This is a genomic window from Acinetobacter sp. RW6 (assembly GCF_041956835.1).
GTDB classification, from domain to species: Bacteria; Pseudomonadota; Gammaproteobacteria; order Pseudomonadales; family Moraxellaceae; genus Acinetobacter; species Acinetobacter calcoaceticus.
The window spans coordinates 3,012,099-3,024,777 of record NZ_CP167121.1; the positions used below are offsets into that span (position 1 = coordinate 3,012,099).

The window sequence follows — 12,679 nt, forward strand, 5'->3', positions numbered from 1 at the left end:
TAGTCAATGAGGTATCGAAGATATGGCAAAGAATGCAAGTTCACCAGGCAAACGTTTTATGAAACTTGCAGGAATGACCGCGAGCATTGCAACGAAAACCGTTTCTAACTCGATTCGAAACTTGACCGCAGATGAAGAACAAAAGCTGGCTTCAAAAACCAAATTATTTCAGGATATTGGTTTGCAAATTGCCGACACCTTAGGAGAAATGAAAGGTGCCGTCATGAAAGTCGGGCAAATTGCTTCGCAATATAAAGATATCTTCCCACCAGAAGTCGCTAAAGCAATTTCAAAGTTACAACGCCAAGCCCCAGCCATGCCTTTTGCCGCGATTCAACAGCAAATTGAACGAGAGCTTGGAAAACCACTTAATGTGGCTTTTAAATCTTTTGATAGTGAACCTTTTGCTGCTGCATCGATTGGACAAGTTCACAAAGCTACTCTGCCTAGCGGCGAACAAGTCGTGGTTAAAGTGCAATATCCGGGTGTTGATGAAGCCTGTGAAAGTGACTTAAAACAAGTACGTTTAGCCCTTCGCTTAATGGGCGTACTTAAAATTGATAAAAAGCTACAAGATCAGCTTTTTGCAGAAATTCAGGATAGTCTTTCAGCAGAGCTCAATTATGAAATTGAGGCTCAAAATCTTGAGGTCTTTAAAACATTCCATAGCCAGTTAGATGACAAAATTATCATTCCGACTGTTTATAAAGATTACTCTTCAAGACGTATTTTGACCCTAAGTCTCGAACAAGGTGACAGCATTGAAACAGCAAGCTCGTGGCCACTCGAAATTCGAAATACAATTGGAAACCGCCTAATACGTGCTTTAGGCCAAGAAATGTTCTTTTTAAAACGTTTTCACTGCGATCCTCACCCTGGAAATTTCGCTTTCCGCCAAGACGGCAGTGTAATTATTTATGACTACGGCAGTGTTAAAACACTTTCAAATGAAATCGTTCAGCACTTCAAGCGTTTAGTGAATGCAGCTCGCCATGAAAATATTGATCTGATTGAAACAGAGCTACTCGAACTACACTCCCTTGCTGAAAAAGGCAAGTTCCCAAGTGATCTGTATAAGCTATGGATTGAAGTATTATTACGCCCGCTTAATACCACTTATGATTTTGCCGAGAACTCATCACATCATGATGGCATGTTGCTCGTGAAAAAATCTTTGAAATATTGGGATGTCTTTAAACCTTCACCAGATACGCTGATGGTCAATAGAACCATTTCAGGACACTACTGGAACCTGATTCACTTAAAAGTACATGACAATCTCAGTGATTTATTTGAAGAACTAGTCCCGCCATCTAGCTAATTAAATTTTAAGTCAGTGTAACCTTTAGGGGGTACATTGACTTTTTATTTGTTATGTTATAACATTTCTTTAATCAAAAATAATTTAGGACAATCTCTCATGCGTAAAGATATTCATCCTGCTTATCAACAAGTGTTATTTCATGATACCAATGCAGATGTGTACTTCTTAATTGGCAGTACTCTCCAGACGAAACAAACTAAAGAATATCAAGGACAAGTCTATCCTTATGTCACCCTTGATATTTCAAGTGCGTCACACCCTTTCTACACAGGTGAAGTACGTCAAGCAAGTAACGAAGGCCGTGTTGCAACCTTTAATAAACGTTTCGCTCGCTTTAATCGTAAGAGTTAATCTTACGTTAAGGTTTGATCAATACACTTAAATCATTGGAAGCCTAAGACTATCTCCTCCACTTAGGCTTCTTTTTTTATGTCCGTTTTTTTGATCTTTTTATGTTGTGTATAAAAGAGAACTTATCCACAACTTATGTAAAAACTATTCTTATTTTTTCCACAACTCATCATTTTTTTTGTATTCGCCAAGCTTTCAAAGCTTCTATTCGATGCTATGCTTAAACCCTCATTTGATAGGAAGTTTAAGATAATGGCACAAGAGTTACTTGCCCAATTACAAGCAGGCACAGCAAAATTTTCAGACGTTTTAGCTCATATTGAAGCACGCTACCAACATACTCCAACAGCTTTTCAAAATGGCGCACAGCATAACGCTGCTACTGAAAATCAAGGCAGTGCAAAAGTTTTCTCTTTTGCCAAATTACAAGATTTAGACCAAGCACAAACTTTAAGTTTATTTGCAGAACACTATGCATCTGTATTGGCTACCCCAGAGGGAACGGACCATCAAAATATTCGTCAATTTATGCAAAATGGTTGGGATGGTGTGAAGTTTGAAGGTCAGGCTTTAGCTGAAAAATAATAGAAGCGTCGTAATTCTTATTATTAGCACTGCCCTAGGTGGAAGTGATATCCAAATAATGGATTGTATAGGCTAACCTTACTTTTCAAGGATGAAAAGTAACAAAAATCCTTTGTTCCGCTGATGCTACATCCATGTAGCACAGCAAAACGACGGCATCCATGCCGTCTGTCACGATAGTAAATCTCCAATTGTTATTTAAATTATTTGATCAAGCTCTTCTATTTGATACTCGGGAAGTCATCAACAGCCTGACTCAAATCAGCAATATAATGTTTTTGCGACATATTTGATAAGTGTAAACAGATAACAGGTTCTGTTGATGAAAATGGTTTTGCCTACTTTTGCCGAAACAAAAGTAGGTCGAGCCGACGGCTAATCCAGACATAAAACCTTATTGAAAAGACTCCACAGTAAACATTTCAACTGAAACAAATACTCAGTTGCCTGCTACCCAATAATAAGTCGCCAACCCCAAACACGTAAAAATTAACGACCCAATTAAATGGATAGAAATCCCCAAAATTGCCATTCCTAACTTACCACTTTGCAATAAAGTGACGATCTCAATTGAGAACGTTGAAAACGTAGTTAAAGCCCCACAAAAACCAGTAATCACAAAAAGTTTATAATTCGGACTTAAATCACTATGAGCAAAGTAGGCAATCGCAAAACCAATAATAAACCCACCGACCAAGTTAACAGTAACGGTACCTAGTGGAATTTGCGGATAGATCGGATTGAGTTTTAAGCCTAGAAACCAACGTAACCACGCCCCTAGAACGGAGCCTAAAGCAATTGAAATTAGAGAGTAATACATAGAGCCACCCCTTTAGATAGATGCTAAAAGAGTAAAAAAGCATGAAGGTAAATGTGACATCGCATACTCCAAAATAAGCAAAGTACGCAATAACCTACGTACCCAGCGATATAAATACATGAGGGTAACGTAGGCATCATTAGCCAATACGGCGGTTTTTCAAGGGAAGAATGCCATCTCCCTATTTTGATTATATTAGTGCATCTAAAAGTTGATTGAAATATACTTTTTTAAATCATGGACGTTCAGCATACTGCGGCAAATCATCCTGAATACATTCCCACTCTGCTTTTGAAGCAGCAAAAATATGCATCGTTGGTTTTTGATCTAATAGTGTATCAAGAGTACCAATTCTTAAACGATATAGTTCAGGCTGTCCATCACGCGAGCTAATCAGAGGTGAACCACATTCGCTACAGAACCAGCGGTACACGCCTTCTACAGCAAATTTTTTGACTAATTCTTCACCTTGGGTAATTTTAAAATCTGTACTTTTAACAGGAGCATTCGTGGCAAATGCTGTTCCATTGGCTTTTCGGCATCGTTGGCAGTGGCACTGAATAATATCTCCGATATCGCCTTTAATTTCATAGCGAATACCTTGGCATAAACAACTTCCCTGATAGACTGGTGATGCTTGAGACATGTGATCGTAAGTCCTATTATTATTGATCGCTCAAAAATAACACTTTTCACCTATCAAACATAGCGCCAAATGAAGCACTTATCGCTCCAAGAATGAATGCACACCCTCTCCCGCGGCTCGCCCTGTGGCAAAGCATGCTGTAAGTAAATAACCACCTGTAGGTGCATCCCAATCCAGCATTTCACCGCAGCAAAACACCCCTGATATTTCTTTGAGATTTAAACTTTCGGACAGTGCTTCTTGCTTAATGCCTCCCGCACAACTAATTGCTTCTTCAATGGGTCTAAAGCCCTCTAACTTGATTTGAAGCGCTTTGATTTGCTGAGCCATGGCATCTGGTTGGTTCCATAGCGCTTTATCAACCACTTCTCTGATTAAGTTAATCTTGGCTGTGTCTAAGCCTGCTTTACGCCAGATATTGGTTAGAGATTGTTTTTTGCCAGCCTGCAATTTTTTAATTAACTGTGACAACTCTATATCAGGCAATAAATCTAAAAATAGATTTAAGCTTTTCCCTTGTTTTTGTTGTTCTCGTAAGGCACGCCCGAGTTTATAAATGACCCCACTTTCTAAACCATAGTGAGTAATGACAATATCACCCTGTGTAATTTGACTAGGATTGACCCATGCATGGACGCGTTTTAAGGGTTCACCAAAACAACTTTCCATAAAAGTAGACCAAACATGCAACACCCCTGCATTGCTTGGCTGGAAAGGCTCAATATTAGATTGATTAATCCATTGCTGCCATGCACCATCACTACCTAATTGTGACCATGACACAGCCCCACATGCCAATACTACAGCATCATATTGCTGGGTAAAAGTTTCAGTGTTTTGATTATTCTGATTTTGCAAAATCACTGTTGTACCTTGCAAATCAATACAACGATGACGATAAAAGAATTTAACTTGCTGCTCTGCCAAGCGTTTTAGCCAAGCACGCAGTAAAGGCGCTGCTTTCATTTCGACAGGAAAAATACGACCAGAGCTGCCCACATAAGACTCAATTCCAAGACTTTTCATCCAGTCTTGAATCCAGGTTGCATCCCACTTTTCAATCCAAGGTTTTAGCCATTCTGAACGGTCATAACGCTCAATAAACTGTGCCAATGGTTCCGCGTGTGAGATATTTAACCCTGTTTTACCCGCCATAAGAAACTTACGCGCAGCAGATGGCTTTTGCTCATACACATCAATATCATAAGCATATTGGGTTAATACTTCAGCAGCCATAAGACCTGCTGGGCCTGCCCCAATAATGGCAACCCGCTTATTCGCCATGTGTTTGCCCTTGCAGCGGCGCAAAATCATCAAAACGTGTACTATAGCCTTCAGGCTTGGTCATAATGAGTTGCTGACAAAGCTCTCCACGTTCCAAATACTTAATTTCGAAATGAGTACGTGCAGAGGTTTGAGCAATTTTTTCTTTTTGATAAGGCAGCTTCCACACATGAATTAACTGCTGTTCTGCTTCTTCAATATATTCAGGAATATTACTTGCCAATGTAATGGTTCCACCTGTTTGCAGGCGTGAGATTAGGAACTCAAAAAATGGCATATTCAACCAGCGCTGTGCCGGATTATGTGGTTCTGGGTTTGGATAGAGTATAAAGAAATGTTCAACTTGAGCAGGGTGTAAAGCGTGTACAACCCAAGGTAAAGCATCTGCATGTACAGGTACCAAATTATCTCTTGGTTCCAAACCATGCTGTTTTTGCATTGCCAAGAATTTTTCTCGGGTTCGTTCAATTGCATATAACGTATGCTGTGGCTGTTGGCCGCTAAAGAGCAAAGCATGTTTACCCTTGCCAGCACCAATTTCAACACAAATCGGTGTATTTTCAATTGGGGTAAAATCACGAGGCGCTTGCATACGTTGTGCTTGAAATTGACGAATCGGCATAATCACATCAAACTAAATAAAAATCGGCATAAGTCTAACAACTCACCTGACTTTTGCCTAATCTATTTCTCTTCACTTTGAGGATATCGCTATATGCCACGTACATTTCCCTGCCCACGTTGTGGTGGACCAAGTGTTTGGGAAGGTAATGAGTTTCGTCCGTTTTGCTCAGAACGCTGTAAATTAATTGATTTAGGCGCTTGGGCAAACGATGAATATAAATTGCCTACCCAAGATGCTCCTCAGCAAAACAAGGGTAGTCAAAATGAAGATGATTATGAGGATTAACCTGCTTTACCAGCGACAAACGGGTTAAATTGTTTTTCATAGCCAATGGTACTCATCGGACCATGTCCAGAAATAAACTGAGTATCATCTGGCAAACTAAAACATTCACGTTTAATCGATTCAATTAACTGATCATGATTGCCACGCGGAAAGTCTGTTCGTCCAATCGAACCTTTAAACAGAACATCACCCGTCCAAAGTAAGCCATGATTTTTATTATAGAAAACAACATGGCCTGGTGTATGCCCCGGTGCAAAGCGCACTTCAAACTCATCTTCACCAAGTTTTAGCACTTCGCCACCTTCAAGCCATTGATCGACTTTAACGGGCTGCGGAATTGGGAAACCATACCGTGCTGAAACTTCCTGAATCATGTCTAACCAGAACTGATCTTCTTTATGTGGACCAATAACTGGAACGCTCCATTCTTTAGCAAGCTCACCCACCGCTCCAGCATGATCTAAATGCCCATGAGTCAGCCACAGAGCCTTCACTTTTAGACCCAAGGCTTCTACTTCTTTTTTCAACACAGCAGCGTCGCCACCTGCATCAATCAAAACTGCTTCTTTCGTTTCACTGTCCCAAACAAGGGAACAATTTTGGGCAAATGCAGTAACGGGAACAATTTTGACTTGCAGCATAAAAACCTCTGGCTAAAACACAATTAACGGTGGGCTAAGGTATAGGTAAGGGCATCAAGATTAGCCTGAACTAAACCTGCAAGCAAATCAATATGAGCCTGATCGCTATTTAAAGCTGGAATATAAGCATAGCTACCACCGCCTGCTTGTTGAAATAGTTCAGCATTTTGAATCGCTAACTCTTCAAGCGTTTCTAGACAGTCCGCAGAAAAAGCAGGACTTAACACCTGAACAGACTTAACACCTTGCTGCGCCCAATCTTGTAACAGCTGGTCTGTATAAGGTTTCACCCATTCTTGTTTTCCAAAACGTGACTGGAAGCTAATCGCCCATTCATCATCATTTAAATGTAAGGCTTCGGCCACCAGCTTTGCTGTGATGCGACAACGATCTGCGTAAGGGTCACCTTTGTCTGCATATGGCTGTGGAATTCCATGAAATGACATCAATAGTTTTTCAGGTTTACCATGCTGCTCTTGGTAGGCTAAAACACTCTCTGCCAATGCCTGAATAAACATTGGATGCTGATAATAGTCTTTAATAATCGTCAGCCCCGGCAAATTCCGCTGTTTAGGAATCCATTTGGCAAACGCGTCGTATAACGGCGCTGTAGATGTTGCGGAATACTGAGGAAACAAAGGCAATAAAATAACATGCTCTTGTGGGTTAGCCGCTAATTTTTCCAACACTGCATCAATACCCGGATTTCCATAAGTCATTGCAGGTAAAACAGTTAAATCAAACTGTTTATTTTCACGCTCTAAATAAGCCTGCACACGTTGAGTTTGCTCAAACACAATTTCACGCATTGGCGAATCTGCGGACCATACCGAAGCATAGGCATGCGCCACTCTTTTCGGGCGAAAAGGCAAAACAAACAGATTTAAAATAACCCACCAGATCAGTTTCGGTATTTCAATCACGCGTGAATCAGATAAAAACTGTTTTAAAAAACGGCGCACCGCAGGCACAGTCGCCTCATCTGGTGTGCCTAAATTCGCTAAAATGACAGTAACTTTCGGTTTTTGTTCAAACGACATGTGTAAATGCCTTTCAGTTCATCTTATGACACTAATGTAACAGTTTTCATTGTCATATATAAATTGAATCGCTCTAAGCTTTTAATCGAATGCCTCGATGATTCCATTTATAGCTCAGCAATATCTTTTGAGCTTTAGTGGTTAGTTTCCATAGGCCATATGATTGTTCGGTTTGAGTTGGAACAATCCAGCCTTGTGATTGCATTTGATTTTTAATTCGGAACAGTGCCTTATGATTAATCTGTGCACAGGCAACCGCATGCGCACGAGGTAATTCCTGACGAGCATCTTCTAAGCCAGCCTGATTTAAATATTCATTCAGACAAGCTGCAAAATTCTCTTCTGGCATCGCTGTTTCAAAGCGCTTTGCCAGCACGCTTAACAACTGAGACCAAGTCATTTGTCGTTGACGTTTAAGCTCTTTAAAGTTGCCATCCTGAAATGCTCGAATCTGATATTCAAATGCAAAAATATCTTGCGGTGCAACTTCATTTAACTGTGTAGATGGCTCGGTTACTCGCTGCTCTAACTGCGAAATTTTACTTTTTAATAGCTTAATTTCATCTTCTAAGTGATGAGCTTGATGTGTAGGAACCCAGCCTTGTCCCCCATATTGCTCAACCATTAAAGGGATATTTAAACGAACAGCCAACTCCAGTTCACGTGGAGTTTTAAAGTAAAAAATATGCTCTGCTTCGTGTAATAATTTTTTTCTAAATGCGAGAAATTTATCTTTAAGTTGTGGATGTGTTTCTTGTAAATCTATTTCACGGTTTTCAGGCTGTTCATGCATGAACACAATAATAGGTTTAGCCTGACTTAACGCATATTCATATTCTAAAGACAGATAACTCACACCAGAAATCGCTTGTTCCCCATACTGGCTGCCTAAAAGTAGGATTACATAATCACATTCATCAATCTGTCGACGTGCAAGTGTAGTGGTTAAAGGTGTTCGATGTTCTAGTCCCCAAGCAAAGAAACTCATCCCCACCAAGGTTTGAGACAAAACCATTCGCTCTGGCTGCATATCGCGGCCAGACGTTGAAATAAAAATCTGATAGCGTGTATCGAGCATAACAATACCCTTTCGCTCCATGACCTGTACTTGACTTAATATCAGCCAAGATCATGAACCGCCCCAAATAAAATAATAAATCTAAAAAACACTACTTTCTAAACGATGCCAAAAAATTAGTTCAGATTATGAAGTGTCCAAGTTAACTCTTGTGGAATCATATGTTGTAAAACAGGTTGCAGTGCCTCGGCATTATTTCCGCTGACATAACATTCAATACGTGCAACATTCTGACCTATTTGGTCACATAATAACGCATTTTTTATTAAAATACGGGCTGTTTGTCGGGCTACTGCTAATCCCGAATCAACCAGTGTGAATTGGTTATCAAAAAGATGATGAATTGCTTCATTTAAGAAAGGATAATGAGTACAACCGAGCACTAAATAGTCTGCACCTCGCTCAGCGGCAGGCTGTAAAACCTCTTTTAATGCGTTTAAACATGCCTCCCCCATTTGCTGCCCTGCTTCCACACAAGGAACAAGTTCGAGGTTGGTTAAAGTCATCACTTTAACACCCGCTGGAATAGCAAACTTTTCAACAACATCTTTAATGAGTTGTCCTCGAAAAGTAGCAGGTGTCGCCAACACGGCAACCACTTTAGAGCGTGTTTGCAATACGGCTGGTTTTAATGCTGGAACTAACCCAACAATTGGAAAGTGCTCACCATAATGATCGCGTAAATGGTCAAGACTAAATGCTGAAGCGGTATTACAGGCAACCACTGCAATTTTGCAACCCTGACGATATAACCAATCAACAGCACGAGCAGTGAGTTCTCTTATTTCGTCATCAGAACGTGGACCATAAGGAACGTAGGCAGTATCGGCATAATAGACAATACGTTCGTTTGGCAAATATCTGGCAATTTCTGCTGCAACTGACATTCCTCCAATTCCCGAATCAAAAATACCAATTGGAGCATCAGCAGATGCGTTAGGCATAGGTTCTAGATCGGTAAATAGAGGTTGTATGGCTGTCATGGCTGTACTGAAGTGTCGGAAATTTTCACTTCCTAAAGCTTAAACCTCAAGTGCCTAATTGCAAGAGCAAATTACCACTTTTTAACTCTAAAATGGTTTCACCATTCTCTTTTTCAATGAGTGTTCCATAGTTCACTAAATGATAAAAAGACTGACGTTGAATAAGGGCGTTAATTCCAAAACGTACATGCACATAAGGACGCAATTCCCCATCATATTCACGCATAAAAATTGGATGTTCAGCATCGACCAAAATCACATCTTGATTCGTCGTGGTCAGTTGTAAAAATTGATCACCTGAAATTTCAACCTGATCTACCTGATTGACTAATAAAGGTTCATCTTCGACCTCAATTTCAATTTGTTCTACGGGGGTTTTCAGGTAGAATTTACCCTCTTCTTTCCATAGGACTTTGGTAAATAGATCTAATAGGGCTTGGCGCTTAATCAATTGACCTTCGTGCCACCATTCTCCATTGGCTTTAACCGTCAAATCCATTTTGCCGCAATGCTTTGGATGCCACTGCTCTAAAGGTGGAATTGACCTTTTGTGACTTTGCTGTACACCTTTTAAGTATTGTGCAATGTTCATTAAGTTTTTATCATCAGATAACGGTATTTTTCCCATATCCGATGGGGAATTATTTTGATTTACCATAGTTTATGCCTTGCTGACGAAAAAATATGACGACTCAGCCAATTGGCTAGATCATGGTTTAAAACTATACTAGCCAAAACGATAAAAGGCACAATAGCATATTTGCGCCTATGGATTAAAACACTCACGGCAGCACCGAATTTCTGAATATGACGGTTGCCACCTTTAAGTATTGAGGAGTCCTACATGGAACACATCGAACGTGAATCGATGGAGTTTGACGTTGTCATCGTAGGTGCAGGACCTGCAGGTCTATCTGCTGCGATTAAGATCCGTCAATTAGCGATTGAAAATAACTTACCCGATCTTTCTGTTTGTGTAGTTGAAAAAGGCTCTGAAGTAGGTGCGCATATCTTGTCTGGTGCTGTGCTTGAGCCACGTGCCATCAACGAACTTTTCCCGAACTGGAAGGAAGAAGGTGCGCCTTTAAATGTACCTGTAACTGAAGACAAAACTTTCTTCTTGTTATCAGACACCACATCTAAAGAAGTGCCTCACTGGATGGTTCCTAAAACCATGCATAACGATGGCAACTATGTTATTTCTTTAGGTAACGTGGTTCGCTGGTTAGGCCAAAAAGCTGAAGAATTAGAAGTATCTATCTTCCCTGGCTTTGCTGCATCTGAAGTACTTTACCACGAAGACGGTACTGTAAAAGGTATTCAAACTGGTGACATGGGTATTGGTAAAGATGGCGAACCAACGCATAACTTTACACCAGGCTATGAACTTCACGCTAAATACACCCTCTTTGCTGAAGGTTGCCGTGGTCACTTAGGTAAACGCCTGATTGCAAAATATAACCTCGATAAAAATGTTGATCCTCAGCATTACGGTATCGGGATTAAAGAGCTTTGGGAAATCGACCCTGCAAAACATAAACCGGGCTTAGTCATGCACGGTGCAGGTTGGCCATTGGCTGAAACAGCTTCTTCAGGTGGTTGGTGGTTATACCACGCTGAAAACAACCAAGTAACTTTGGGTATGATCGTGGACTTGTCTTATGAAAATCCACACATGTATCCATTTATGGAAATGCAGCGCTGGAAAACTCACCCACTGATTAAGCAGTTTTTAGAAGGTGGGAAGCGTATTTCTTACGGCGCACGTGCCGTAGTGAAAGGCGGTTTCAACTCATTGCCTAAATTGACTTTCCCAGGCGGTTGCTTGATTGGTGATGATGCAGGTTTCTTAAACTTTGCAAAAATCAAAGGCTCACACACTGCCATGAAATCAGGCATGTTATGTGGTGAAGCTGTATTTGAAGCAATTGCTGCTGGTGTAGAAAAAGGCGGTGACCTTGCCATTGCACGTGTTACCGAAGGCGAAGATTTATTCACTAAAGAATTAACGTCATACACTGACAAATTCAACAACAGCTGGTTAAAAGAAGAGCTTTACAACTCTCGTAACTTTGGTCCAGCAATGCATAAATTTGGTCAGTGGATTGGTGGTGCATTTAACTTTATTGATCAGAATGTCTTTAAAGTTCCATTTACTTTGCATGACTTGAAGCAAGACTTCGCTGCATTGAAAACGGTTGATGCAATCAGCTTCAAGCCAAACTATCCAAAACCAGATGGCAAGTTGACTTTTGACCGCTTATCTTCTGTGTTTATTTCAAACACGGTTCATGAAGAAAACCAGCCAGCTCACTTGAAGTTGACTGATGCTTCAATTCCAGTGAATGTGAACTTACCGAAATGGGATGAGCCTGCACAGCGCTACTGCCCAGCTGGTGTTTACGAAATCATGGAAGACAATGATGGCTCTAAACGCTTCCAGATTAACGCAGCGAACTGTGTTCACTGTAAGACCTGTGATATTAAAGACCCATCCCAGAACATCACATGGGTAACGCCTGAAGGTGGTGGTGGTCCAAACTATCCGAACATGTAATACAAAAAAGCCCCGATTATTCGGGGCTTTTTACTGGAATTCGCTTATTGAAAAGGCGGTATTTTTGCTACGTTTAAATTAAGATTCTTTTTATAAAAAATAAATGTGCCTAATAAAAATAGGCCAAGAAAACCAAAGTTTCGCGCTAAATCGAAGTACCAATCCGATTTACCAAAAAATAAATCAATAATTAACATAAGCCCCATAAAGCTTGTATGTAAAATCAGACTCATCTTTATTTTTGGTTCGGGAGCAAAATATGTATTTCTATAACCCAATAGAATTGAGCCAAAAATAACAACAGTAACTAAAATAATGGTAGCAACAGTTTCAGATAACCAAGAAGTTTCTATATGTAATAAACCAGCAATAGAGAAAAACCAAAGAAAAATAAATAAGCTTCGTTTCACAAAATATTCATTCATTTTTATGCTTCATTTTTATGCTTCATTTTTATGCT

At 40.2% G+C, this 12,679-nt stretch carries 15 protein-coding genes and 1 riboswitch; of the genes, 5 read left to right on the forward strand and 10 right to left on the reverse strand.

Features of this window, described 5'->3' with window-relative positions; genetic code table 11:
* The first annotated feature begins 22 nt into the window (after window positions 1-22).
* From ACB088_RS14245 to ACB088_RS14255, 3 genes are all read left to right on the forward strand, one after another.
* Window positions 23-1,321 (forward strand): AarF/ABC1/UbiB kinase family protein, encoded by a 1,299-nt coding sequence (locus tag ACB088_RS14245; protein WP_004640943.1) that lies wholly within the window; start codon window positions 23-25, stop codon window positions 1,319-1,321.
* 99 nt (window positions 1,322-1,420) lie between these two features.
* Window positions 1,421-1,675 carry a type B 50S ribosomal protein L31 gene (locus ACB088_RS14250; RefSeq protein ID WP_004640941.1) on the forward strand — a complete coding sequence of 85 codons (255 nt, stop codon included), beginning with the start codon at window positions 1,421-1,423 and terminating at the stop codon, window positions 1,673-1,675.
* A gap of 252 nt (window positions 1,676-1,927) precedes the next feature.
* Window positions 1,928-2,260 carry a HopJ type III effector protein gene (locus ACB088_RS14255; protein WP_004640939.1) on the forward strand — a complete coding sequence of 111 codons (333 nt, stop codon included), beginning with the start codon at window positions 1,928-1,930 and terminating at the stop codon, window positions 2,258-2,260.
* 439 nt (window positions 2,261-2,699) lie between these two features.
* Here ACB088_RS14255 and crcB read toward each other — a convergent pair whose 3' ends face one another.
* From crcB to ACB088_RS14275, 4 genes are all read right to left on the reverse strand, one after another.
* Window positions 2,700-3,080 (reverse strand): fluoride efflux transporter CrcB, encoded by a 381-nt coding sequence (gene crcB / locus ACB088_RS14260; protein WP_199990010.1) that lies wholly within the window; start codon window positions 3,078-3,080, stop codon window positions 2,700-2,702.
* A 123-nt stretch (window positions 3,081-3,203) separates the two neighbouring features.
* Window positions 3,204-3,270, reverse strand: a riboswitch (Fluoride riboswitch).
* A 45-nt stretch (window positions 3,271-3,315) separates the two neighbouring features.
* Window positions 3,316-3,726 (reverse strand): GFA family protein, encoded by a 411-nt coding sequence (locus ACB088_RS14265; RefSeq protein WP_199990009.1) that lies wholly within the window; start codon window positions 3,724-3,726, stop codon window positions 3,316-3,318.
* 78 nt (window positions 3,727-3,804) lie between these two features.
* Window positions 3,805-5,010, reverse strand: a complete 1,206-nt coding sequence (locus tag ACB088_RS14270; protein ID WP_375037272.1) for a TIGR03862 family flavoprotein — start codon at window positions 5,008-5,010, stop codon at window positions 3,805-3,807.
* Entirely contained in the window at window positions 5,000-5,638 is a 639-nt protein-coding gene (locus ACB088_RS14275) for an SAM-dependent methyltransferase (protein WP_080595440.1), read from the reverse strand. The genes ACB088_RS14270 and ACB088_RS14275 overlap by 11 nt, the downstream gene beginning before the upstream one ends.
* An 87-nt stretch (window positions 5,639-5,725) precedes the next feature.
* Here ACB088_RS14275 and ACB088_RS14280 point away from each other — a divergent pair, with 87 nt between their 5' ends.
* Window positions 5,726-5,920 carry a DNA gyrase inhibitor YacG gene (locus ACB088_RS14280; protein WP_003654666.1) on the forward strand — a complete coding sequence of 65 codons (195 nt, stop codon included), beginning with the start codon at window positions 5,726-5,728 and terminating at the stop codon, window positions 5,918-5,920.
* Here the strand turns inward: ACB088_RS14280 and ACB088_RS14285 are convergent.
* The 5 genes from ACB088_RS14285 to ACB088_RS14305 form a co-directional block, all read right to left on the reverse strand.
* Window positions 5,917-6,561, reverse strand: coding sequence for an MBL fold metallo-hydrolase (locus ACB088_RS14285; protein WP_005045031.1), 645 nt, complete (start codon window positions 6,559-6,561; stop codon window positions 5,917-5,919). The genes ACB088_RS14280 and ACB088_RS14285 overlap by 4 nt on opposite strands.
* Before the next feature lie 23 nt (window positions 6,562-6,584).
* Window positions 6,585-7,601 carry a ferrochelatase gene (hemH, locus tag ACB088_RS14290; protein WP_375037273.1) on the reverse strand — a complete coding sequence of 339 codons (1,017 nt, stop codon included), beginning with the start codon at window positions 7,599-7,601 and terminating at the stop codon, window positions 6,585-6,587.
* Window positions 7,602-7,674: 73 nt separating this feature from the next.
* Window positions 7,675-8,679 carry a DUF4062 domain-containing protein gene (locus tag ACB088_RS14295; protein WP_375037274.1) on the reverse strand — a complete coding sequence of 335 codons (1,005 nt, stop codon included), beginning with the start codon at window positions 8,677-8,679 and terminating at the stop codon, window positions 7,675-7,677.
* 116 nt (window positions 8,680-8,795) lie between these two features.
* Window positions 8,796-9,662, reverse strand: coding sequence for a glutamate racemase (murI, locus tag ACB088_RS14300; protein ID WP_375037275.1), 867 nt, complete (start codon window positions 9,660-9,662; stop codon window positions 8,796-8,798).
* Window positions 9,663-9,708: 46 nt separating this feature from the next.
* Window positions 9,709-10,320, reverse strand: coding sequence for a DUF1285 domain-containing protein (locus ACB088_RS14305; protein WP_004640922.1), 612 nt, complete (start codon window positions 10,318-10,320; stop codon window positions 9,709-9,711).
* 186 nt (window positions 10,321-10,506) lie between these two features.
* Here ACB088_RS14305 and ACB088_RS14310 point away from each other — a divergent pair, with 186 nt between their 5' ends.
* On the forward strand, window positions 10,507-12,219 hold the full coding sequence (locus ACB088_RS14310; RefSeq protein ID WP_375037276.1) for a 4Fe-4S dicluster domain-containing protein: 1,713 nt from the start codon (window positions 10,507-10,509) through the stop codon (window positions 12,217-12,219).
* A gap of 44 nt (window positions 12,220-12,263) precedes the next feature.
* Here the strand turns inward: ACB088_RS14310 and ACB088_RS14315 are convergent, their stop codons facing one another.
* Window positions 12,264-12,644 (reverse strand): hypothetical protein, encoded by a 381-nt coding sequence (locus ACB088_RS14315; RefSeq protein WP_375037277.1) that lies wholly within the window; start codon window positions 12,642-12,644, stop codon window positions 12,264-12,266.
* Window positions 12,645-12,679: the final 35 nt, after the last annotated feature.

Coding starts and splice junctions, on each gene's coding strand:
- ACB088_RS14245 (WP_004640943.1), top strand. CDS start 23: ATGGCAAAGAATGCAAGTTCACCAGGCAAACGTTTTATGAAACTTGCA.
- ACB088_RS14250 (WP_004640941.1), top strand. CDS start 1,421: ATGCGTAAAGATATTCATCCTGCTTATCAACAAGTGTTATTTCATGAT.
- ACB088_RS14255 (WP_004640939.1), top strand. CDS start 1,928: ATGGCACAAGAGTTACTTGCCCAATTACAAGCAGGCACAGCAAAATTT.
- crcB (WP_199990010.1), bottom strand. CDS start 3,080: ATGTATTACTCTCTAATTTCAATTGCTTTAGGCTCCGTTCTAGGGGCG.
- ACB088_RS14265 (WP_199990009.1), bottom strand. CDS start 3,726: ATGTCTCAAGCATCACCAGTCTATCAGGGAAGTTGTTTATGCCAAGGT.
- ACB088_RS14270 (WP_375037272.1), bottom strand. CDS start 5,010: ATGGCGAATAAGCGGGTTGCCATTATTGGGGCAGGCCCAGCAGGTCTT.
- ACB088_RS14280 (WP_003654666.1), top strand. CDS start 5,726: ATGCCACGTACATTTCCCTGCCCACGTTGTGGTGGACCAAGTGTTTGG.
- ACB088_RS14285 (WP_005045031.1), bottom strand. CDS start 6,561: ATGCTGCAAGTCAAAATTGTTCCCGTTACTGCATTTGCCCAAAATTGT.
- hemH (WP_375037273.1), bottom strand. CDS start 7,601: ATGTCGTTTGAACAAAAACCGAAAGTTACTGTCATTTTAGCGAATTTA.
- ACB088_RS14295 (WP_375037274.1), bottom strand. CDS start 8,679: ATGCTCGATACACGCTATCAGATTTTTATTTCAACGTCTGGCCGCGAT.
- murI (WP_375037275.1), bottom strand. CDS start 9,662: ATGACAGCCATACAACCTCTATTTACCGATCTAGAACCTATGCCTAAC.
- ACB088_RS14305 (WP_004640922.1), bottom strand. CDS start 10,320: ATGGTAAATCAAAATAATTCCCCATCGGATATGGGAAAAATACCGTTA.
- ACB088_RS14310 (WP_375037276.1), top strand. CDS start 10,507: ATGGAACACATCGAACGTGAATCGATGGAGTTTGACGTTGTCATCGTA.
- ACB088_RS14315 (WP_375037277.1), bottom strand. CDS start 12,644: ATGAATGAATATTTTGTGAAACGAAGCTTATTTATTTTTCTTTGGTTT.